Below are 21,616 nucleotides of genomic sequence, written 5' to 3'. Positions count from 1 at the left end.
GCCCCCGGTCAGGAGACGCCGGCTGCGGGGTTGACGGTGTCCCACGCGCGCCGCGACTCGGCGATGGCGTCCTTGTGCGCCAGCGACCAGTCGGCCAGCTGCCGGACCAGGTGGGTCAGGCTCCTGCCGCGCGCGGTCAGCTCGTAGGTGACGGTCACCGGGACGGTCGGGTACGCGGTGCGCAGCACCAGGCCGTCGCGCTCCAGGCGGCGCAGGGTCAGGGTGAGCATCCGCTGCGAGATGCCGTCGATGGCCCGTTGCAGCTCCCGGAACCGCCGGACGCCGGAGGAGAGCTCGACGATCGCGAGCACCGACCACTTGTCGCCGATGCGGTCGAGCACGTCGCGGATCCCGCAGTCCGGGTGCTCGGGCAGCCCGCACGGTTCGAGCGCGTCGGTTACCGCCGTGTGCCCTGCCGACATCGAAGTGCCTCCTTGTGGCCGCTGCCGTGGTTCCCGACGATGAGGCTAGTTCCGATCCGGTACCACCGAAAGGCTCGTCTCATGCTGCTGGTCACCGGCGCCTCCGGGCACCTGGGTTCCCTCATCCACGCCGGGCTGGCCGAGCGGGGCCTCGCCCCGCTCGCCGGCACCCGTACCCCCGGTCGCTTCGGCGACGCCGGGCGGGCCGTGGACTTCGACGACCCGGCGGGGCCGGACCTGGCGGGCGTACGTGTGCTGGTGCTGGTCTCCGCCGGATACGGCGAGGACGACGTCGTCCTCGCCCGCCACGACCGGGTGATCGCGGCCGCGGAGCGGCACGGGGTGGCGCACGTGGTCTACACGAGCCTGGTCGGCGCCGGCGACCACCTGGCCTTCGCGCTCGCGCACCGGTGGACGGAGCGCCGGCTGCGGGAGAGCCGGCTGGGCTGGACGATCCTGCGCAACGGGCTCTACGCCGAACTGTTCGGCCAGCTGGCCGCCCCGGTCGGCGGGGCGGTCACGGCCCCGTTCGGCGCGGGGGCGCTGGCGGCGGTGGCCCGGCAGGACCTGGCCGATGCCGCCGTACGGGTCGCCGCCGACCCCGCCGAACACCGCGGCCGCACGTACGAGCTGACGGGGCCCGTCGCGCTCACCGCGGCGGGCCTCGCCGCCGAGCTGGGGGTGCCCTACCGCCCGGTGTCGCTGGGCGAGCGGCGTGCCGCGCTGGCGGGCCCGGGCCTGCTGCCGTTCCAGCCGGCGATGCTCATGTCCATCTACTCCGCCACGGCGGCCGGGTTCCTCGCGCAGACCCACGGCGACCTGGCGCGCCTGCTGTCGCGTCCGCCCCGCGACCCGATGCCGGTCGCGGTCGCCGCCGCCGGGGCGCCGTCCTGACCGTCCGCACAGCCTCCCGCGCGCGGCCCGGGAAGGTTCCGCCCCGGTAACAGTTGCACTATTTTCCCTTTTCGCCCCGCTACCCGGTCCGCCTTGTCCTCGTTGCTCCCGATGTCCGTACGACGGAGCGGGCCGTGTCCTCGCGCCACGGCCCGCTCCACGGTGGAGGGGGCCCAGCTGAACCGGATCGCAGGAATGATCATCGCCGCGGGCGGGGGGCGTCGCATCGGCGGCCCGGAGGCACTGCTGCACCAGGGAAAGAAGCCCCTGGTGAACCAGATGATCGACACGATGACCGAGGCGGGCTGCGAGCGGATCGTGGTCGTGCTCGGGGCCGCGGCCGACCAGGTCCGCGAGACGGCGGACCTGAGCCGGGCCACGGTGGTGATCAACAGGGCGTGGGGGACCGGCGTCGGCTCGTCCATCCGGGCCGGCCTGGCCGCGCTCGACGACGAGGGCATCGAGGCGGTCGTGGTGGTGCCGGTCGACATGCCCGGCCTGACCGCCGCCGCCGTGCGCCGGGTGGTCGCGCTGCCGTACCCCGACGTGCTGGTCTGCGCCACCTACGACGGGCTGCGCGGCTACCCGATGCTGTTCGGACGCCGGCACTGGTCCGGCATCGCCACCCTGGCCAGCGCGGACGTGGGCGCCCGGCCGTACCTGCTGGCGCACAAGGACCAGATCGTCGACATCGCCTGCGACTCGGTGGCCGACGGCAGCCGGGTCGACACCCCGGAACTGATGGCGCTCTACGGGCTGACCGTCCCGCCCCAGCGCGTCGGCGTCTGACCCGCCCCCACGGCGGCCGGTCCCTCCGCTAGCGTCGGCGGGGCGCGGCACCCGTCGCCGCGCGCGACGCCGGCCGGCTGGTGGGCCGCCGGAAACGGGGAGGCCCGCCGATGATCGGCACGATGACCCGGCACGTCGCCGGGGCGGCCGCCGCCTGGCTGGTGTACGTCGCCGAGGGGTGGGTCGGCCTCCTGGCGCGGCTCGCGTTGGCCCTGGTCGCCGACGCCGGCCCGGGCGGGCCACTGGCCAGGCCCTTCATGGTGCTGGACGCCGCCCTGCCGGGTGCCGTCCTGGTGCTGCTCGTGGTGGTGCCGGCGGTCGTCATCGGCGACGTCGCCCTCGCCCGCCGTGGCGCGTTCGCCCGCACGCTGGCGGCCTGCGGGGTGGCCGTGTTCCTCGTCGGCCTGTACGTCGCCGGCATCGCGGCCGTCACCGGGGCGGTCGTCGCCGACGCGGCGCTGGCCTGGTCCCTTACGACGGCGGTCGTGCTCTGCCCGGTAGTGGCCCACGCGGCCGTGGTGCGGGGGACACGGGCGGCGACCGGGTGGCTGGCCCGCTGGCGCCGCCCCGGCCCGCCGGCCCCGCTCGCTCCGCCCGCGTCCCCGGTGGACCGTCCCGGCGGCGCTGGGGTCCCGTGACCGCGTCCCGCCCGCCGACCGACCTCGTCCCCGCCGACGTGCCGGCCGAGCAGCTCACCCACAACATCCTCAACGGGGTAACCGGCGGCATCTGGCGTACCCGCCGCGACGGCCGGCCGGCCGTGCTGAAGCTGGTCACCCCGCCGGGCCGCCCCGGGCCGGCGCACTGGGCCGGCAGCGACGAGCCGGGGCACTGGAACTACTGGCGCCGCGAGGTCGAGGCGTACCGCAGCGGCCTGGCCGCCGCCGCGTACGCCGACGCCGGGCTGGCCGCGCCGACGGCGCTGGCGGTCGACGACCGGCCGGACGGCTCGGTGGCGCTGTGGCTGTCCGAGGCGGTCGGCCGGCCGGGCGTCGCCTGCACGCCCGCCGATCTGGGCGAGGTGGCCGTCCGGCTCGGCGCCGGGCACGCCCGCCGGCTCGGCGACCCCGAGGCGCGGCAACTGGCGGGCGGCGGTCGCCCGCCAAACTGGCTGGCGCGCGACTGGCTGCGCGACTACACGCTGAGCCGGCCGGTGGCCGCGCCGGTGCCGTGGGAGCACCCGGTCGCCGTCGCCGCCTGGCCGCGCCCCCTGCGCGACGCGCTGCGGGTGCTGTGGGAGCGGCGGCACGAGGTGCTCGCCGCCACCGACCGGCTGCCCCGCACGCTCTGCCACCACGACTGCTGGCCGATGAACCTGGTGTTCACCGCCGGCGGCCCGGTCCTGCTGGACTGGTCCGGCGTCGGCCCGGGGCCGGTCGGCGAGGACGCGGCGAACCTGGTGCTGGACACCTTCCTCGACGGGCTGGTCGACGTCGCGCTGCTCGACGAGGCTGCCGCCATCGTGGTCGACCGGTACGCCGAGGGGCTGCGCGGCGCCGTCGCGCCGGAGGTGGTGGCCCGGGCCGTCCGGCTCACCGGTGCGGCCAAGTACTTCTGGCTGGCGCCGATGATGCTCGGTCGGCTGGGCCGCTCCGCCATCAGCCAGACCTACGACGCGCGCGACGAGGCCGGCATGATGGCGGGCCGCCGGCCCGTGCTGGAGCTGCTGGCCCGCTGGGCCGCCGAGGCGCTGGGCTGACCGGGAACGGGAAGGCCGTCAGACGTCGATGTTGAAGCGTTGCAGCACCGACGGGGCGACCAGCCCGGCCGCCGCGAGCACCGAGATCGCGGTCAGTACGGCCCGGACGACCACCACCTCGGTCTTGCTGCCGGCCCGCAGGGCGATCTTGTTCGGCAGCCCGATCGGCGTCCACATCCGACGCTTGATCGGGATGGGCCAGAGGATGGGCACCCCGGCCCGGGTGATCATGTCGCCGAGGATGTGCACGAAGCAGCCCACCCCGACGGCGGTGCCGATCAGCGGGTAGCCCCGGCCGCCGGGCAGGTTGGCGAAGGTGTACCAGGCGGCGGCGGCCGACGCGAGGGTCACGATGACCCAGCCGGCGCGTTCCGCCCACCTGTCGAACAGGCCCCGCAGCGCCAGGCCGAACATGAAGAACAGGATGCCGATGACCGCCCACTTGCCGTACGCGGCGCAGAGCGTGGTGGTGCCCCAGCCGACCAGCAGGGTGAACGGGATGGTGTGGGTCAGCGTCCGGTGGCCGTTGTTGCGGCGCGGATCCTTGCTGAGCTTCGTCGCGTAGTAGACCCCGAGCGAGACCTTCTCCATCACCTCGGCGATGAAGAGCGAGAACACGCCGAAGGTGCGGGCGACGGTCGCCCCGCCCTGGTTGCGGGTCACCTTGCCGGACAGGTCGAGGTCGGGGAAGAGCGCCCCACCGGCACACACCGCGGTGCCCACGGCGAGTTCCAGCGGGGACTGGTGGTAGTCGGCGAATTGTTGCAGCGCCCAGGACCCGGCCAGCCACACCGCCGCGCCGGACAGCGCGTGGGACGGTCCCATCATGTCGGCTCACCCTCCCCAGGGATCTTGAGCGCCAAAACTACGCCACTGTAGTTTGCCGGTGCGGCGCAGGGGCATCGCCCGGACGGTCCACCGGGGACGGTGGCGGGGAGGGGTGGGTCACCGGCAGGAAGTATGCCGTCGCCGGGCGGCGGGCGGGGCCGGTCTGTCGGCCACCGGACTGCGCAGGCGGCTCGGGCCGCTCAGCAGGCGCCGCCGACGGCGAGCAGGTTCCCCTCGGGGATGGTGATCTTCTGGCGGGCCCCGCCCAGCCGGGCGGCGGCGCGTCGGGCCTGCGTCGGGCCGTGCTCGCGGCACGCCGTCGCGTAGGTGCCGGCGGTCCGGGCGGCGATCGTCGCCCAGCCGTACCGCTGGCCGACCATCGTGCGCGCCCGCCGGGCCACCCGCCTGGCGAAGACCTCGTCGCCGAGGAGCTGGTCGACCGCCTCGCCGAGGGCGTTCGGATCGCTGTGCGGGAAGGTCACCCCGGTCACGCCCGGCTCGACGATCTCCGCGAGGCCGCCGGTGCGGGCCACGGCCAGCGGCGCGCCGGCCGCGGCGGCCTCCAGGGCCACCATCCCGAACGGCTCGTAGAGGCTCGGCACCACTGTCGCGTCGGTGGCGCCGAGCAGCGCCGGGAGCCGGGTCGAGTCCAGGAAGCCCGCGAAGCGTACGGTCTGCCCGAGCGCGAGGCGGCGGGTCTCCTCCTCCAACTCGGCGCGGTAGGGGCCGTCGCCCGCGATCACCACCCGCAGCCCGGGGTGCCGGTCGCGCAGGTACGGCACGGCGCGCACCAGGTGCTGCACGCCCTTCTCGTAGACCAGCCGGCCGGCGTACCCGACGAGCGGGCCGTCGCCGGCGAACCGGGCCCGGGCGGCGGTGACCGCCCCCGGCCGGGCGCGCCAGGCCCGGTCGTCGACGCCGTTGGGCACCACGTCGATCTGCCCGGCCGGCACGTCGAAGAGCGTGGTGACCTGGTCGCGCATGTAGCCGGAGCAGGCGATCACCCGGGCGGAGGCGTTGCTCAGCCAGTGTTCGACGCCGTGGATGGTGCGGTTCATCTCCTCCGGCAGCCAGCCCTGGTGCCGGCCGGCCTCGGTGGCGTGGATGGTGGTCACCAGGGGCAGGTCGAGGTGCTCGCGCAGGGTCGTCGCGGTGTGCGCGACGAGCCAGTCGTGGGCGTGGATGACGTCGTAGGAGCCGGCCTCGGTGGCGCGCAGCGCGGCGCGGGTGAGGGTGTGGTTGAACGCCATGGTCCAGGCGAGCAGGGAGGAGGTGGCCAGGGGGAAGGTGACGGGGTCCTCGGCGGCGCGGACGATGCGGACGCCGTCGGCGTACTCCTCCAGGGGGGCGCCCTCGCTGTGCCGGGTGACGACGGTGACCTCGTGCCCGGCGGCGGCCAGGGCGACCGAGAGGGCGTGCACGTGCCGGCCGAGGCCGCCGACCAGGACCGGCGGGTACTCCCAGGAGAGCATCAGCACCCGCTGCGGCCGGGCGGGATGGATGTCGATCACGTCGGCGTCAGGCGACATGCGGCCCCCTTTGAGTTGTCCCGAGTGCGCGCCGACGGCACGGGAGCGGTGCCCGTGACGGTCGCGACTGGATCGGGAACCATCCTGCTGGTGGCTGGCTAACCAGCGGAGACGACGCCGTTGCGGTCGTGTAAAGCGCTACCGGCCATTCCTGCGGGCGCGCAGCAGCTCGGCGACCGACCACGCCTGGAACGGGCATCCGGTGGCGGCGTGCGGCGCGAGGCCGTCGGCCGTCTCACTCACCGATCCCAGGCCGTATTCGGTCAGATGGGCCTCGATGCCGACGAAAAGATCATCGACCGGCATCTTGGCCCGCCGGGCGGCGTCGGCGTACGGGCCGAGCAGCCAGGGCCAGACGGTGCCCTGGTGGTAGGCGCCGTCCCGCTCGGCCGGACCGCCCCGGTGCCGCCCGACGAACTCGGGCGAGTCGGGGGAGAGGCTGCGCGGGCCCAGCGGGGTGAGCAGCCCGCCGGCGACGCGGCGCAGGGTGGGCTCGTCGGGCTCCAGCGGGGCGTACGGCAGCGACCAGGCCAGCAGCTGGTTGGGGCGGAGCAGGTCGTCGTCGTGGTGCGCGGCCCCACCCAGCGGGTACGCCGGCGCGGGCGCGTCCACCACGTCGTGCAGCCAGCCCGTCGGGGCCGGGAACCGGTCCCGGAACGCGGCGCGGGCCCGCTCGTGCAGTCGCCACAGCTCGCCCGCGTCCCGCCCCGCGAGTTCGGTCAGCTCGGCCAGGCCGGCCAGCCCGTTGACCCAGAGCGCGTTGACCTCCACGGGCTTGCCCGTGCGCGGGGTCACCGGCACCCCGTACACCCGGGCGTCCATCCAGGTCAGCGCCGTGCCCGGGGTGCCGCCCTGGGTGAGCAGCCCGTCGGCCGGGTCGACGGCGATGCCGAACCGGGTGCCGGCCAGGTGCGCGTCGACCACCCCGTGCAGCGCGGGCAGCAGCTCGTCGCCGAGGTCGGTGTCGCCGGTGACGGTGACGTGCCGGCTGACCGCGTGCAGGAACCACAGGGTGGCGTCGACGGTGTTGTACTCCACCCGCCCGGTGTCGGCGGTGTTGGCGAGCATTCCCTCCGACAGCGTCGCCGCGTACGCCCGCAGCAGCTCCCGGCCCTCGTCGGCCCGGTTCGTGCAGAGGAACAGCCCCTCGTAGGAGATCATCGTGTCCCGCGACCAGGCGCCGAACCACGGGTAGCCGGCCACCACGTCCGGCCCGGTGGCCGTGCCGACCACGAACGCGTCGGCGGCCAGCGCGAGCGTCGCCTCGACCGGGTTGGCCGGCTTCGCCGCGGCCACCACCCGCCGGTTGCGGGCCCGGGCCGCCGCGACCACCTCGGTCGCCGGGGGCGGCTCCTCGGCCAGCTCGCCGGCCCAGGCGAGCACCGACACCGTGTCGCCCGGGCGCTCCAGGCCGCCGGAGAACCGGCCCGCGTACCAGAGGTCCTCGTCGGGGTTCAGGCCCCGCGCCGCCTCCTCCCGGTGGTGCGCGCCGAGCCACCACTGCCCCTGCGGGGTCCAGTCCGGCCCGGCGAGCCGGAACGCACCCTCGACCACCGCCCCGCCCGGCACCGGCTCCACCCGTGGGGCCGGGCCGTCGGCGCGGCGCTCGCCGTGCGCGTCCCGCCAGGTGCAGACGGCCGCCAGGTCGAGGCGCACCGGCCCGCCGGAGACCAGCCGGTGCACCACGGCCACGCAGGAGCGACCGTGCGTCATCGCCAGCTCCCGCTCGATCACCACGTCGCCGACGCGCCAGCGCCACCGGGGCAGGCCGTCGGTGAGCTCGAACCGCTCCAGCAGCTCGAAGCCACGCGGGTCGACGTCGCCGGAGGCCCACTCGTGCGCGCCCAGGCGCACCCGGGCGCCGGAGGGGAACAGCACGGCCGGGTCCAGGCCGACCAGTCCCACCCGGCGGGACGCCGGCGTATCGCCGGCCACCACGAGCAGGCCGTGGTACCGGCGGGTGCGCAGCCCGCTCACCGTGCCGGTGGCGTAGCCGCCGAGACCGTCGGTGACCAGCCACTCCCGGGCGGCGCCGCCGCTCAGGTCGCCGCAGACCTGCGGACCGAAGCGAATGTCGATCAACTTTCCTCCACCGGCGGCGGGGTGCAACACGCCACGACGAGAATGGCTCCTGTGGTGAAGTCCTCCGGCGGCGTCGAAGATGTGCGAGTGATCACCGACGTGCCACCCCCCGACGACTCCGCGCCCGACCCCGAACGGCTCCGGCTGGCTCAGGCCGACGCCGGGGAGCAGGACTGGCGCACATGGGGTCCCTATCTGTCCGAGCGGGCGTGGGGGACGGTACGGGAGGACTACAGCGAGCACGGTACGGCCTGGGACTACTTCCCGCACGACCACGCGCGGTCCAGAGCCTACCGGTGGAGCGAGGACGGCATGGCGGGCGTCTGCGACGACCGGCAGACGTTCTGCTTCGCCCTCGCCCTGTGGAACGGGAAGGACCCGATCCTCAAGGAGCGGATGTTCGGCCTCGGCGGCGACGGCGGCAACCACGGCGAGGACGCCAAGGAGTACTGGTGGTACGAGGACTCCACCCCCACCCACTCGTGGATGCGTTGGCGGTACCACTACCCGCAGGCCGCCTTCCCGTACGACGAGTTGGTCGCCGTGAACGCGCTGCGCGGCCGGGACGACACGGAGTACGAGCTGGTCGACACCGGCATCTTCGACGACGACCGGTACTGGGCGGTGACCGTCGACTACGCCAAGGCGACACCGACGGACATGTGCGTCGTCGTCACCGTCGCCAACCGGGGCGACCGGGCGGCCACCCTGCACGTGCTGCCCACCCTGTGGTTCCGCAACACCTGGGCGTGGGGGCTGCCCGGCGGTGAGCGGGTGCCCCGGCTGGTCGGCGAGGGATCGCGGCTCGTCGGCGAGCACCGGGTGCTCGGCCAGCTGCTGCTCGAGGGCGACGGCGAGCCCACGCCGCTGCTCTGCGACAACGACACCAACGCCGAGCGGCTCTGGGGGCTGCCCGGCCGCTCCCCGTACCCGAAGGACGGCATCAACGACCACGTGGTCGACGGGGCGCCGACGGTCAACCCGGCCCGGGAGGGCACCAAGGGCGCGCTGCACTACGTGCTGGACGTGCCGGCCGGGGCGCAGCGGCGCATCCGGCTGCGGCTGACCCGTACCGCCCCGCCGCCTGGCGGCGCCCCGCCGCCGCCGGCGGACCTGGGGGACGGCTTCGACGCGGTCCTCTGGGCCCGCCGGGCGGAGGCGAACCGGTTCTTCGCCGGGGTGATCCCGGCCGCCGCGACCCCGGACGAGGCACTCGTCGCCCGGCAGGCGATCGCCGGGCTGATGTGGGGCAAGCAGTTCTACCACTTCGACGTCAAGCGCTGGCTGGAGGGCGATCCCGGCTCCGCGCCCCCGCCCTCCGGCCGCCGGCACGGGCGCAACAGCGCCTGGTGGCACATGACGAGCTTCGACGTGATCTCCATGCCGGACCCCTGGGAATATCCCTGGTACGCGGCCTGGGACCTGGCCTTCCACTGCGTCAGCATCGCCCGGGTCGACCCCGGCTTCGCCAAGGAGCAGCTGCTGCTCCTGCTGCGGGAGTGGTACCTGCACCCCAACGGCCAGATCCCCGCGTACGAGTGGGCGTTCGGCGACGTGAACCCGCCGGTGCACGCGTGGGCGGCGCTGAAGGTCTTCGAGATCGACGGCAGCCGGGACCACGACTTCCTGGCGCGGGTGATGCACAAGTTGCTGCTCAACTTCACCTGGTGGGTCAACCGCAAGGACACCGGCGGCAACAACGTCTTCGAGGGCGGCTTCCTCGGGCTGGACAACGTCGGCCCGTTCGACCGGTCGGCGGCGCTGCCGGTGGCCGGGGTGCTGGAGCAGTCCGACGGCACGGGCTGGATGGCCATGTACGCGCTGAACCTGCTCGACATCGCCGTCGTGCTGGCCGAGCACGACCGCACCTGGGTCGACACCGCCACCAAGTTCTTCGAGCACTTCGCCTACATCGCCGCCGCCGCGTACGAGCAGGGCCTGTGGGACGCCGAGGACGCGTTCTTCTACGACGTGCTGCGGCTCGCCGACGGCACGAAGGTACCCCTGAAGGTCCGCTCGGTCGTGGGCCTGCTGCCGCTGGCCGCGACGACCCGGCTCACCGCCCGCACCCTGCACCGGCTGCCCGAGCTGCACGCCCGGCTGCGCTGGTTCCTCACCAACCGACCCGAGTACGCCGACGTCATCGGCGCCCGGCGGCTCGGGCCCGACGGCCGCCAGCACCGGCTGCTGTCCATGGTCGGCCCGGAGCAGATCGTCCGGCTGCTCGCCCGGATGCTCGACACCGACGAGTTCCTCTCCGAGTACGGCCTGCGTACGCTCTCCCGGGCCCACCTCGACAAGCCGTTCTCGGTGACCCTCGGCGGCCAGGAGTTCAGCGTCGGCTACGAGCCGGCCGAGTCGACCAGCGGCCTGTTCGGGGGCAACTCGAACTGGCGCGGCCCGATCTGGATGCCGACCAACTTCCTGCTGATCAGCGCGCTGCGCGACTACGCCGCCTTCTTCGGCGACGACCTCCAGGTGGAGTATCCGACCCGCTCCGGGGTGAAGCGGACCCTCGACGAGATCGCCGACGACCTCTCCGCGCGGCTGATCTCGCTGTTCACCCGCGACGGCTGGGGCCGGCGGCCGATCTACGGCGCCGCCCAGCTCTTCCAGACCCACCCGGACTGGCGGGACCTGATCTGCTTCCCCGAGTACTTCCACGGCGACAACGGCGCCGGGCTGGGCGCCTGGCACCAGACCGGCTGGACGGCCCTGGTCGCCGACCTGATCCTCACCCTGCGCCGCTGAGGCCGGGCGCCCCCTACGGCGGGCGGTCCCGGCCGGGGCGACGCCGACGAAACCCGGCTGACCGGGCCGATGGGACCGCAGTACCGTGGCCCCGGCCACCACGGGGAGGACAGTCATGGGGAACACGACCCGCCGCCGCGACGGGCAGGTGCTCGTCTTCGACGCCGACGACACGCTCTGGGAGAACAACGTCCTGTTCGAGCGGGTGATCGACGACTTCCTGGAGTGGCTGGACCATCCGACCCTCGACCGGGCCGAGACCCGGGCCATCCTGGACGACATCGAGCGGGCCAACGCGGTGGCGCACGGCTACGGCAGCAAGGTGTTCCTGCGCAGCCTGGGGGAGTGCGTGGAGCGGCTTCGGCAGCGGCCCGCCACCGAGGCGGAGCGGCGCGAGATCGAGGACCTGGCGGCGGCCCTGGTCGCGCACCGGGTGGAGCTGATGCCCGGCGTGGCCGAGGCGCTGGACGACCTGGCCACCCGGCACGAGCTGTTGCTGCTGACCAAGGGCGACCGCGAGGAGCAGCAGCGCAAGCTCGACGCCTCCGGGCTGCTGCACCACTTCCGGGCCGCGCACATCGTGCGGGAGAAGGACGTCGACACCTACCGGTGGCTGACCCGGGAGCACGGCGTCGACCCCGCCGTCACCTGGATGATCGGCAACTCGCCGAAGTCCGACATCCGGCCCGCCCGCGCCGCCGGGCTGAACGCCGTGTTCATCCCCAACGAGAACACCTGGGTGTTGGAGCACGACGAGCTGGATCCGACCGACCCGGGGGTGCTGCGGCTGTCCGCCTTCCCCGATCTGCTGCGCCACTTCTGAACCGCGCCCACGCCGCGGGGAAGCGGCGCGGGGCGCACCGGACACAGTGGCCGCCTCGACCGGAAACAGCGCTTCTCCACAGGGCCGCGTTACGTCGACATGCCGCTTTTTCACCTTGACATCAATCACCCTGGGTCGGCCCCGGTCGTCCTTGTCGGGGCCCCGGCGGCACGCCTAGCCTGATTCGGCGCTCACGGCTCTTCGGGGTGAGTCGGGAGCGTGCCGAAGTCCGGCAGGTGGGCACCATGGAGCTGAGTGCAGGCGGCAGGCTCGCCGCGTTGAGCCCGGCGTGGGCGGCGTGCCACGCCCACGCGCTCATCCGGTGCGTCCGCTACCACGCCGGACGGCTGGGGGCAGGACCGGGGAGTTGCGGCCCCGGTCCTGGCACCCTCGGCGGACCGCCCCTCCGCTGCGCCGCCTGACGGCGGAACACCTGCTGCCACCGGAACGCGCGCCGGCCGCCCGCTGGCGGAGGACCCCAAACCGCCGACGTGGCGCGGCCTTTCGATGTCCCGGCGATGCCCGACCGAGGAGACCGCGGAGCGCCACCGTAGGCGTCGCCACCCGATTCCGGCGGTCACGGACCGATCGATCCTCCCGGTAGCCGGACGATAGCTTTCGGTATGCGCGGCCCTCCTAGCTTCTACCCGTCGTACTGGCCCCCGACCGGAGGGTGACGGGTGAAGAGGAAACTGCGAGGGCCGCTGATCGCGGGCCTGGTGGTGGCGTTGGCCGCCACCGTGGGCGGGACCCAGGTCCTGTCGGACCGGAAACCGGAGAAGGCCGCGACCGCGGCGAAGGACGACGGCCTGCTGTCCCGGCTCGGCGACGCGGCGAAGGGGCTGGTCGACGGCGGCTCGCGCCCGGCGAGGCCGGAGGTGGTCGGCGCCGGCCTGACGGTGCAGGAGAAGGCGCCGCAGGCGAAGGTGTGGCCGGCGCAGAAGCGGGTCAGGGAGCTTCCCGGCAAGCGTACGAAGAACAGCCGCGTGTACCAGTTGTCCGACGGACGGACCCAGGCGGAGATCTCCGCCGTGCCGTTGCACTACAGGGACGGCAGGGGCCGGTGGCAGCCGATCGACACCAGGGTGCGCCCGACCAAGGACAAGGGGTACGTCCAGGGCAACACGACGAACAGCTTCACCAGCCTGTTCGGTGACCGCTCGGACGAGTTGGTGCGCTTCGCGCAGGAGGGTCGCAGCGTCGAGCTGGGTCTGGCCGGTGCGGCGAAGGGCGTCACGCCCCGGGTCTCCGGCTCGTCGGTCACCTATCCCGGTGTGGCTGGTGGCGCGGACGTCGTCTACGACGTGACCCCGACGGCCCTGAAGGAGAAGATCGTCCTGCACCGGGCGCCGAGCGGCCCGGCCTCGTACACGTTCACGCTGGACGCCACCGGGCTCACCGCGCAGCAGCGCGCCGACGGGTCGATCGCGTTCGTCGGCCTGGCCGGTGGTGAGCCGGTGTTCGTGATGCCGGCGCCGTTCATGTACGACGACCGGGACGACAAGGCGTCGCCGCACGGCAAGGTGTGGAGTGACAAGGTCACGCAGACCGTGGCCGGGTCGGGGGCCGCCACGACGGTGACGGTGACCGCGGACGCCGCCTGGCTGGCGGACCCGAAGCGGGTCTACCCGGTGGTTATCGACCCGACCATCCGGATCCAGCCGGTGCCGACCGACTCCCAGGACGTGCAGGTCTACTCGGGCAACCCGAACCACGCCCACCAGACGGATCCCACGAACTGGCCGTTGCGGGTCGGCACCGACACCGGGGTCTGGCGGTCGCTGGTGCGGTTCCCGTTGGCCGCGGTGCCGTCCGGGACGGCGATCGACGACGCCCGCCTGGAGTTGTACTACGACCAGACCCACACCTCCTACGACCACGACGTGCTGATGGAGGCGCGTCGGGTGACGCAGCCGTGGACGGACGAGTCGGCGACGTGGAACAACACGTACCAGAACATCGCCGCGCAGCCGGCCGGGAACCTCGTGCAGCTCGACGACGGTGACGCGGGCACCTCGGTCACCGGTTCGTGGGCGTGGTCCGGCAACCCGGACATGACCAAGCACGCGGTGAGGACCGACTACCGGTTCAACAACGACGCCACCGCTGGGGACACCCACACCTGGACGCCGACGATCACCGAGACCGGGGACTACAAGGTCGAGGTGCACTACGTGGGCGCGTCCGACCGGGCCAACCCCACCCCGTACACGGTGCAGCACGCGAACGGTTCGTCGACGCCGTCGGTCAACCAGACCACCCCGGACAGCAAGGGCGCGTGGGCGACCCTCGGCACGTACCGCTTCAACGCCGGCACGGCCGGCCGGGTGGTGCTGCGGGACGTGGCGGGCAAGGCGGTGATCGCCGACGCGGTGCGGTTCACCCGCTGGGGTGTGGCGAACAAGGCGCGCGGCGTCTCCAGCGTGTGGAACTCGTTCGCCGTACGCGACGTGGTGCAGCAGTGGCTCAACGGCACGCCGAACCACGGTTTCGTGATCAAGGCGGTGGACGAGGAGACCAAGGGCCGCGGCGGGCCGATCTACGAGGCGTCGGAGTACGCGTACCAGAACGACCGGCGCGACTACAACCTGCCGCGGCTGATCGTCACCTACGGCCGGCCGGGCGTGGCGGTGCACCCGCCGACCACCATCACCTCCACCGGTGCCGTGCTGACCTGGCCGCAGTACCAGGACCCGTCGTCGAACACCGATGACGACGCGGTGGAGTACCAGGTTCACCGCAGCATCTACCAGGACTTCCGGCCGTCGTCGGCGACGCTGATCGCGCCCGTCGGGACGGGCACCCGCACCTACCAGGACACCACGGCGGTGCCGACGGCGGCGGACAACACCGACCCGATGGCCCGCAAGTTCTACTACTACATGGTCGCCGTGAAGACCCGCGACGGGCAGCTCCTGGCCGGGCCGAGCCAGGCGGTGACGCTGCCCAAGGCCGGCCAGATCACCCGGATCTACCGGGACGCGGCGGCGGCCGGGGACACCACCGGCGCGAACGGGGTGGTCGACACGAACCTGTCGCTGACCCGGCGCACGGAGAACGTCGACAGCTACCTCGGCGACCCGTACCTGGGGGTGGGGAACAACTCGACGTACTTCGGCACCACCCGGAGCCTGGTGAAGTTCCCGAGCCTGGCCGGCATCCCGGCGACCGCGCGGGTCGTGGACGCGCAGTTGCGGATGTGGAACACCTCGCTGTTCCCCGGCGACGTGCAGACCGAGTACGTCGACGTGCACCGACTGACCCAGGGCTTCGACGAGACGACCGCGACCTGGGACAAGGCGAACGCCACCACCGCCTGGACCACCCCCGGCGGCGCCTACGACACCACCTGGAAGGCCGGGTTCAACGGGTTCACCAACGACCCGGAGTGGGCCACCTGGACGGTCACCGAGCCCGTGAAGGGCTGGGTCGCCACGCCGGGCGGCAACAACGGCTTCCTGCTGCGGATGCGCAACGAGGCCACCCAGACCGCACGGGCCATGATGCTGTCGTCGGAGGCGCCCGAGCCGCTGCTGCGCCCGACGCTGGAGGTCACCTACCTCGAACAGAGCGCCGAGTCGACCTACCACGCGCCGAGCACCCCGCACCAGCTCGCGCCGGCCTCGACGTACACCGTCCCGGTCACCGTGTCGAACCCGACCGGCGCGGCGTTCGCCGCCACCGAGTGGGAGCTGACCTACCAGTGGAAGCGGGCCGACGGCCTGCCGGTGTCCGACGCCGCCATCCACGTGGCGACGCCGCTGCCGGCGGCCGTGCCGATCGCCGGCACGGTCGACGTCAACGCCCAGGTCAAGACCCCACCGCCGTCGACGGAGGGGAACAAGCGCACCGACTACGTGCTCGACTGGGAGCTACGCAACAAGGTCACCGGCAAGAAGCTCTCCGAAACCACGGCGATCAAGGCGTTGCCGCAGAACATCGCGGTGGAGGAGCCGACCTCCGACCAGCTCGGCCTGGAGAAGTTCTACTCGTACGCGGGCAAGAACACCGGCGCCGGCGGCACCCTGATGAACAACCTGTACGCGGGCAACACCGTCTGGTCGTACAACGCGTTCAGCAACCCGTCCCGGGGCCTGTCGACCTTCGTCCGGCTGGCGTACAACTCGCTGGACACCAGCGACACCGTCGCCGGCTACGGCTGGTCGTTGCAGGCGTCGTCGATGATGCGCCTGGGCACGCCGCTGGACTTCCACCCCAACCCGAACCCGACGAAGGTCACCCTGACCGACGGCGACGGCACCAGCCACCGGTTCACCTGGAACGCCACCGCGAACGAGTGGACGGCGCCCAAGGGCGTGCACCTGCACCTGCAGAAGGTCACCACGCTCGACTGCAAGCCCAACACGCAGGAGCCGAAGGCGTGGCTGCTCACCAAGCCCGACCGGACGCAGTTCTACTACGACTGCGAGGGCTTCCTGTCGAGCGTGGTCGACAACAACGGCAACGAGTTGCGTTTCGTCTACGAGGAGCGCAAGTCCAACAACAAGCCGACCAAGTTCCTCCGGTACCTGCTCGACGCGACCGGCCGGCAGACGCTGACCATCGACTACTACACCAAGGGCCAGACGTTCGACTACATCGACGACACCGACTGGACGCGGAAGTCCGCGACCAACCTGACCAATCCGAAGATCATCGACCACATCTCGCAGATCACGGACGTCTCGGGGCGGAAGCTCACCTTCACCTACACGGACAAGGGTCTGCTGGGTGAGCTGGTCGACGGTGCCGGTGCCAGCCAGCCGAAGACGTTCAAGTTCGCCTACGACATGACGCAGGGGAACAAGAACGTCAAGCTCGTCAAGGTCACCGACCCGCGCGGCAACGCCACCGGGCTGACCTACCACTACCCGCAGACCGGCGACGACCCGAAGTGGCACTGGACCACCAAGTCCTACACCGACCGGCTCGGCCACCTGACGCAGTTCGCCTACGTCGACCCGGACGGCCCGCAGGGCAACAACGTCAACACCACGGTCACCGACGCGGAGAACCACACCACCGCGTACCGGATGGACGGCTACGGCCGGCCGTACGAGACCACCAACGCCAAGAACGAAACCAGCAAGTTCGGCTGGGACGACGACCACAACGTGGTCCGGCTGGAGGAGGCCAACGGCGCTGTCTCGACCTGGGCGTACGACCCCAAGACCGGCTACCCGACCGAGATCAAGGACGCCGAGGCGGTCAAGAACGGCACGCCGGGCACGGTGCTGACCTACCAGCGCCAGCTCAACGGCTACGTCGCCGAGGTGCTCACCAAGACCAGCCCCGAGGGGCGGAAGTGGGCCTTCAGCTACACCGCCGAGGGCGACGTCCACACCGTGACCGACCCGCTGGGCACCGCCTCGGCGGCCGACGGTGACTACACCACCACCAATACCTACGACGAGTGGGGGCAGCTGGAGAGCGTCAAGGACGCCAACGGCAACACCACCGCCTACAGCGACTTCCACGTCAGCGGCTACCCGCGGACCATCACCGACGCCGGCACCGGCAAGTCGTACTTCGTCTACGACGCGCGGGGCAACGTCACGGAGGTCCGCAACGGCGGCAACGCCAAGGTCACCCAGTCGTACGACACCTTCGGGCGTCCGCTGGCCATGGTGGAGCCGCTCGACGCGGCGGCCGGCCGGTTCATCACGACGCCGGCACCGCAGTACGACGCCAACGACAACATCGTCAAGGCGTACGCGTCCAACGGGGCGGAGTCGACGTCGGTCTACGACAAGGCCGACCAGGTGATCGAGACGCTGGCACCGAAGGACGAGGCGACCGACCCGGAGCGCAGGACCACGACGACCTACAACAAGGTCGGCAACGTCCGGACCGTCACCGAGCCGCAGGGCAACCTGACCTCGACCGTCGGCGACTACACCACGACCACCACGTACGACGCGATCTACCAGCCGATCGAGGTGTCGAACTTCAAGGGCCAGAAGGTCCGCTCGGAGTACGACAACGTCGGCAATATCACCGTCCTCTACGACGCCAAGAAGGTGGCGTCGGCGGACACCACGGACTTCACCACGAAGTTCGAGTACGACCTGAACCACCGGGTCGTCAAGACCACCGACGCGCTGGGCAAGTTCACCACCGCCCGGTACGACAAGGACGGCCTGACCGTCGCCACGACCGACGCCGAGGGCAACGAGTCGCTGGCCACGTACGACGCCCGGGGCGCGCTGGTCGAGTCGAAGGTGCCGCACAGCAAGGACACCGCCGGCACCATCACCTACCGCACCACCAAGTACGAGTACGACCAGGTCGGCAACTCGACCAAGGTGATCACCCCGCGCGGTGTGAACACCACCGACGACGCCGACGACTTCGCGACGGTCAACGTCTACGACTCGCTGAACCGGGTGAAGGAGACCTGGACGGCGTACGACAAGGACGACAGCCGCTACAACACGCCCGACAAGACCATCTACACCTACGACGCGATCGGCAACCTGACGAAGGTCAGCGCCCCGCCGTCGGACGGGCAGACGGTCCGCAACATCACCGAGTACACCTACTACGACAACGGGTGGACCAAGACGGCCAAGGACCCGTGGAACATCGTCAACTCGTACGACTACAACGACCTGGGCCAGCAGACGAAGAACACGCTGACCTCGGCCGGCGGGTCGGTCTCGCGGACGATGACCTGGGAGTACTACCCCTCGGGCAACGAGAAGGCCCGCTCCGAGGACGGCCTGCCGGTGGGCCGGGACGTCGTCCTGGTGGACAACTCCGACACACACAACACCGCCACCCAGGGCACCTGGACCGGCGGCGCGGCGGCCGGCCAGTACGGCTACGACGTGAGCACGGCCCCGGCCGGCAGCGGCGCGGCCCAGTTCAACTGGCAGCTGACCGTTCCCCGGAACGGCACCTACGAGGTGTTCGTGCACTACCCGCAGGTCAGCGGGGCGGCCACGGATGCGAAGTTCACCGTCACCCACGACGGCGGCAGCGTCGTCAAGACCGTCAACCAGACGCAGAACACCGGCCAGTGGGTGAGCCTCGGTAGCTACCCGTTCACCGAGGACGGCATCCAGAAGGTCACCCTCACCGACGCGGCGACGGGCAAGGTGCTCGCCGACGCGGTCAAGCTGGTGCGGGACAACGCCGCCGACACGGACAACGAGCGCAAGGAGTTCACCTACCGGTACAACCCGAACGGGCTCCTGGTCGAGGTCAAGGATCTCAGCCCGGGTGCCACGAGGGACCGGTACGAGATCGGCTACGACGACCTCAACCAGATCGAGACGGTGAAGGAGTTCGCCGGCACGACGCTGAAGAACACCACCGCGCTCACCTACGACCCCAACGGCAACCCGGCCACCTCGACCCACGACCTGACCTGGTCGAAGATCGAGTACGACGAGCGGGACATGGTCGCCAAGGTGACCAACGCCGACTCGGCGACGGCGGGCAACCAGCAGATCTTCACCTTCACCTACACCGCCCGTGGGCAACTGCTCAAGCAGACCAAGCCCAACGGCAACACGGTGGAACTGCAGTACTACCTGGACGGCGCCACCCGGCACCAGATCGAGAAGACCTCGGCCGGCGTGACGGTCGCGGAGCACACGCTGGAGTACTCGGCCAACGGGCACCCGGCCAAGGACGTGCTCAAGTTGATGAACGCCGACAACACGGCGGACCACATCGACAACACCTACACCTTCACCTACGACCCGCAGGACCGGGTCACCCGCGTCGACAAATCCGGGGACAGCACGTCGACCGAGTCGTACGTCTACGACGCCAACAGCAACGTGGTGTCGCAGACCATCGGTGGTGCGACCAGCACCAGCAAGTACGACCGGAACCGGCTGCACTCGTCCACCGCCGGCGGCGTGACGTCGACGTACAACTACGACCCGCTGGGTCGGTTGGACACGGTGTCGGTCGGTGGTCAGCGGGCGCAGAAGTACTACTACGACGGGTTCGACCGCACGGCGAAGACCACCGCCGGTATCGGGGCCACCGCGAAGTCGACGACCTACGCGTACGACCCGTTCGACCGGACGGTGTCGCAGACGGTGGGTGACAAGACGACGGTGTTCACGTACCTGGGGATGGACAACCAGGTGCTGCGGGAGGAGGTCGCCGGTAAGGCGAAGAAGTCGTACCAGTACGCGCCGTGGGGTCAGCAGCTGACCCAGATCAAGCACTCCGACGACGGCAGCCGGGAGTACTCGCAGTTCATCTACCGGCCGCGTGGTGACGTCATCGGTATCACGAAGGAGGACGGCAAGACCCGGGCGACGTACGGCTACACGGCGTACGGCAAGGACGACGACTCGCAGTTCACGGGTGTGGACAAGCCGGGTGCGCAGCCGGAGGGTGAGGAGCCGTACAACGCGTTCCGGTTCAACGCCTCCCGCTGGGATTCGGGTTCGGGCACGTACGACATGGGGTTCCGCAACTACGACCCGGGGTTGAACCGGTTCCTGACGCGGGACATGTACGGCGGCGCGATGGCGGACATGGGTCTGGCGACGGATCCGTACACGGGCAACCGGTACTCGTTCGCTGGTGGTAACCCGATCAGCTTCGTGGAGTTGGACGGGCACCTGTGGGGCATGTCGTGGTCAGACGTCGGCCACGCCACCCTGGACGTGGTCGGCCTGGTGCCGGTGGTCGGTGAGGTCGCCGACGTCGCCAACGGCATCTGGTACCTGGCGGAGGGCAACTACGTCGACGCCGGGTTGTCGATGTCCTCAGCCATTCCCCTGGCGGGGTACGGAGCCTCGGCGGTCAAGTTCGGCAAGACGGGCAAGAAGATCTACGACGGTGCCACCGCGACCGCGGACACCGCGAAGAACGTCGACAACGCCACCGACACCGCCAAGGCGACCAAGGGCGGTGATGCGCCTGCAGCACGGACCAACCAGCCGCCGGAGAAGTGCAACAGCTTCGTTCCCGGAACCAAGGTGCTCCTAGCCAACGGTGGAACCAAGGCGATCGAGGATCTGAAGGCCGGTGATGAGGTTCTCGGCACGGATGTCGAGTCGCGAGAAAACCAAGGCCGGACGGTTACCAGTGTCCGTAGTCACGCTGGCCTTAAAAGGCTGGTGACGATCACTGTTGACGACGGAGAAAAGAGGGGCTCCTTCACGTCGACGGCAGAGCATCTGTTCTGGCTGCCGGACGCCGGACGGTGGGTCGAGGGCGACAGTTTGAAGCCAGGCATGTGGCTGCAGACAGCCGCTGGAACCTGGGTCCAGGTCACTGCCATCGATCGGAATGTCCGTCAAGAGCGAGTTCATAACCTCACTGTTGAGGGAATTCACACCTATTATGTCCTTGCTGACGCCAGTCCTGTCCTCGTCCACAACTGTGTTGGAGGCAAGGACGCCAACGGCCAGCCCTGTAGCTGTTCCAAAAAGCAGCCACGTGCCAATCCCGGACATGTCTACCGCGGTGGCGCCCATGGAGAGCTTAAGGACACCTTGCCGGACGGGCGGAAGGTGAATCCGCCTGGCATCGAGATCAACCACATGCCGCCGCATTCTACGACGAATATCCCGTTCTCCAAGGGGCCTGCGATTCAGATGGACCGGGCGGACCATGCGGAGTTGTACAGCACCAGTGGCGGACCGGGGTCGCTGCAAGCAAGATATCGGGAGATGCAGCGGGACTTGATTAGCCGGGGTGACACGGCGGGTGCAATGTGGAACGATATCAACGATATCAGGAGTCGTTTCGGCACTAAGTACGACGCTGCCATTGCGGAGATGTTGGGGAAGATACCGCCAGATGCCTTCAACTGAATTGATTG

General features: G+C 71.1%; 11 protein-coding genes. 7 read left to right on the top strand and 4 right to left on the bottom strand.

Annotated elements, in window-relative coordinates:
• Nucleotides 1-8: 8 nt before the first annotated feature.
• On the bottom strand, nt 9-422 hold the full coding sequence (locus AB0G08_RS02880) for a helix-turn-helix domain-containing protein (RefSeq protein ID WP_358082198.1): 414 nt from the start codon (nt 420-422) through the stop codon (nt 9-11).
• Between the two features lie 81 nt (nt 423-503).
• Between AB0G08_RS02880 and AB0G08_RS02875 the strand changes: the two genes are divergently transcribed.
• The 4 genes from AB0G08_RS02875 to AB0G08_RS02860 all read left to right on the top strand — a co-directional run bounded on the left by AB0G08_RS02875 (nt 504) and on the right by AB0G08_RS02860 (nt 3,804).
• Nucleotides 504-1,316, top strand: a complete 813-nt coding sequence (locus AB0G08_RS02875) for an NAD(P)H-binding protein (protein WP_358082195.1) — start codon at nt 504-506, stop codon at nt 1,314-1,316.
• A 195-nt stretch (nt 1,317-1,511) separates the two neighbouring features.
• Nucleotides 1,512-2,105: a nucleotidyltransferase family protein gene (locus AB0G08_RS02870; RefSeq protein WP_358082191.1), complete on the top strand. Its 594-nt coding sequence runs from the start codon at nt 1,512-1,514 to the stop codon at nt 2,103-2,105.
• A 110-nt stretch (nt 2,106-2,215) separates the two neighbouring features.
• Nucleotides 2,216-2,743: a hypothetical protein gene (locus tag AB0G08_RS02865; RefSeq protein ID WP_358082188.1), complete on the top strand. Its 528-nt coding sequence runs from the start codon at nt 2,216-2,218 to the stop codon at nt 2,741-2,743.
• The gene (locus AB0G08_RS02860; protein ID WP_358082186.1) at nt 2,740-3,804 is read left to right on the top strand and encodes a phosphotransferase; all 1,065 of its coding nucleotides are present in this window, start codon (nt 2,740-2,742) and stop codon (nt 3,802-3,804) included. The genes AB0G08_RS02865 and AB0G08_RS02860 overlap by 4 nt, the downstream gene beginning before the upstream one ends.
• A gap of 18 nt (nt 3,805-3,822) precedes the next feature.
• On the opposite strand, the gene AB0G08_RS02855 is transcribed toward AB0G08_RS02860, so the two are convergent.
• The 3 genes from AB0G08_RS02855 to AB0G08_RS02845 form a co-directional block, all read right to left on the bottom strand.
• The gene (locus AB0G08_RS02855; protein WP_358082182.1) at nt 3,823-4,632 is read right to left on the bottom strand and encodes a metal-dependent hydrolase; all 810 of its coding nucleotides are present in this window, start codon (nt 4,630-4,632) and stop codon (nt 3,823-3,825) included.
• Between the two features lie 200 nt (nt 4,633-4,832).
• Nucleotides 4,833-6,161 carry a glycosyltransferase family 4 protein gene (locus tag AB0G08_RS02850; RefSeq protein WP_358082178.1) on the bottom strand — a complete coding sequence of 443 codons (1,329 nt, stop codon included), beginning with the start codon at nt 6,159-6,161 and terminating at the stop codon, nt 4,833-4,835.
• A gap of 138 nt (nt 6,162-6,299) precedes the next feature.
• Nucleotides 6,300-8,243: an amylo-alpha-1,6-glucosidase gene (locus tag AB0G08_RS02845; RefSeq protein ID WP_358082176.1), complete on the bottom strand. Its 1,944-nt coding sequence runs from the start codon at nt 8,241-8,243 to the stop codon at nt 6,300-6,302.
• A 42-nt stretch (nt 8,244-8,285) separates the two neighbouring features.
• Here AB0G08_RS02845 and AB0G08_RS02840 point away from each other — a divergent pair, with 42 nt between their 5' ends.
• The 3 genes from AB0G08_RS02840 (at nt 8,286) to AB0G08_RS02830 (ending at nt 21,608) form a co-directional block, all read left to right on the top strand.
• Nucleotides 8,286-10,994 (top strand): glucosidase, encoded by a 2,709-nt coding sequence (locus tag AB0G08_RS02840; protein ID WP_358082173.1) that lies wholly within the window; start codon nt 8,286-8,288, stop codon nt 10,992-10,994.
• Between the two features lie 115 nt (nt 10,995-11,109).
• Nucleotides 11,110-11,817 (top strand): HAD family hydrolase, encoded by a 708-nt coding sequence (locus AB0G08_RS02835; protein ID WP_358082171.1) that lies wholly within the window; start codon nt 11,110-11,112, stop codon nt 11,815-11,817.
• A 680-nt stretch (nt 11,818-12,497) separates the two neighbouring features.
• Nucleotides 12,498-21,608 (top strand): DNRLRE domain-containing protein, encoded by a 9,111-nt coding sequence (locus AB0G08_RS02830; protein WP_358082167.1) that lies wholly within the window; start codon nt 12,498-12,500, stop codon nt 21,606-21,608.
• Nucleotides 21,609-21,616 lie beyond the last annotated feature (8 nt).

Origin of the sequence: Micromonospora sp. NPDC023644, from assembly GCF_040640115.1 — a bacterium.
GTDB lineage: Bacteria > Actinomycetota > Actinomycetes > Mycobacteriales > Micromonosporaceae > Micromonospora.
Note: the sequence above shows the minus strand (reverse complement) of the source record. Positions and strands in the feature narration are given on the sequence as shown.

What these genes read in the sequence shown, in the direction of transcription:
- AB0G08_RS02880 (WP_358082198.1), bottom strand. Translation starts at nt 422, where the DNA reads ATGTCGGCAGGGCACACGGCGGTAACCGACGCGCTCGAACCGTGCGGG.
- AB0G08_RS02875 (WP_358082195.1), top strand. Translation starts at nt 504, where the DNA reads ATGCTGCTGGTCACCGGCGCCTCCGGGCACCTGGGTTCCCTCATCCAC.
- AB0G08_RS02870 (WP_358082191.1), top strand. Translation starts at nt 1,512, where the DNA reads ATGATCATCGCCGCGGGCGGGGGGCGTCGCATCGGCGGCCCGGAGGCA.
- AB0G08_RS02865 (WP_358082188.1), top strand. Translation starts at nt 2,216, where the DNA reads ATGATCGGCACGATGACCCGGCACGTCGCCGGGGCGGCCGCCGCCTGG.
- AB0G08_RS02855 (WP_358082182.1), bottom strand. Translation starts at nt 4,632, where the DNA reads ATGATGGGACCGTCCCACGCGCTGTCCGGCGCGGCGGTGTGGCTGGCC.
- AB0G08_RS02850 (WP_358082178.1), bottom strand. Translation starts at nt 6,161, where the DNA reads ATGTCGCCTGACGCCGACGTGATCGACATCCATCCCGCCCGGCCGCAG.
- AB0G08_RS02840 (WP_358082173.1), top strand. Translation starts at nt 8,286, where the DNA reads ATGGCTCCTGTGGTGAAGTCCTCCGGCGGCGTCGAAGATGTGCGAGTG.
- AB0G08_RS02835 (WP_358082171.1), top strand. Translation starts at nt 11,110, where the DNA reads ATGGGGAACACGACCCGCCGCCGCGACGGGCAGGTGCTCGTCTTCGAC.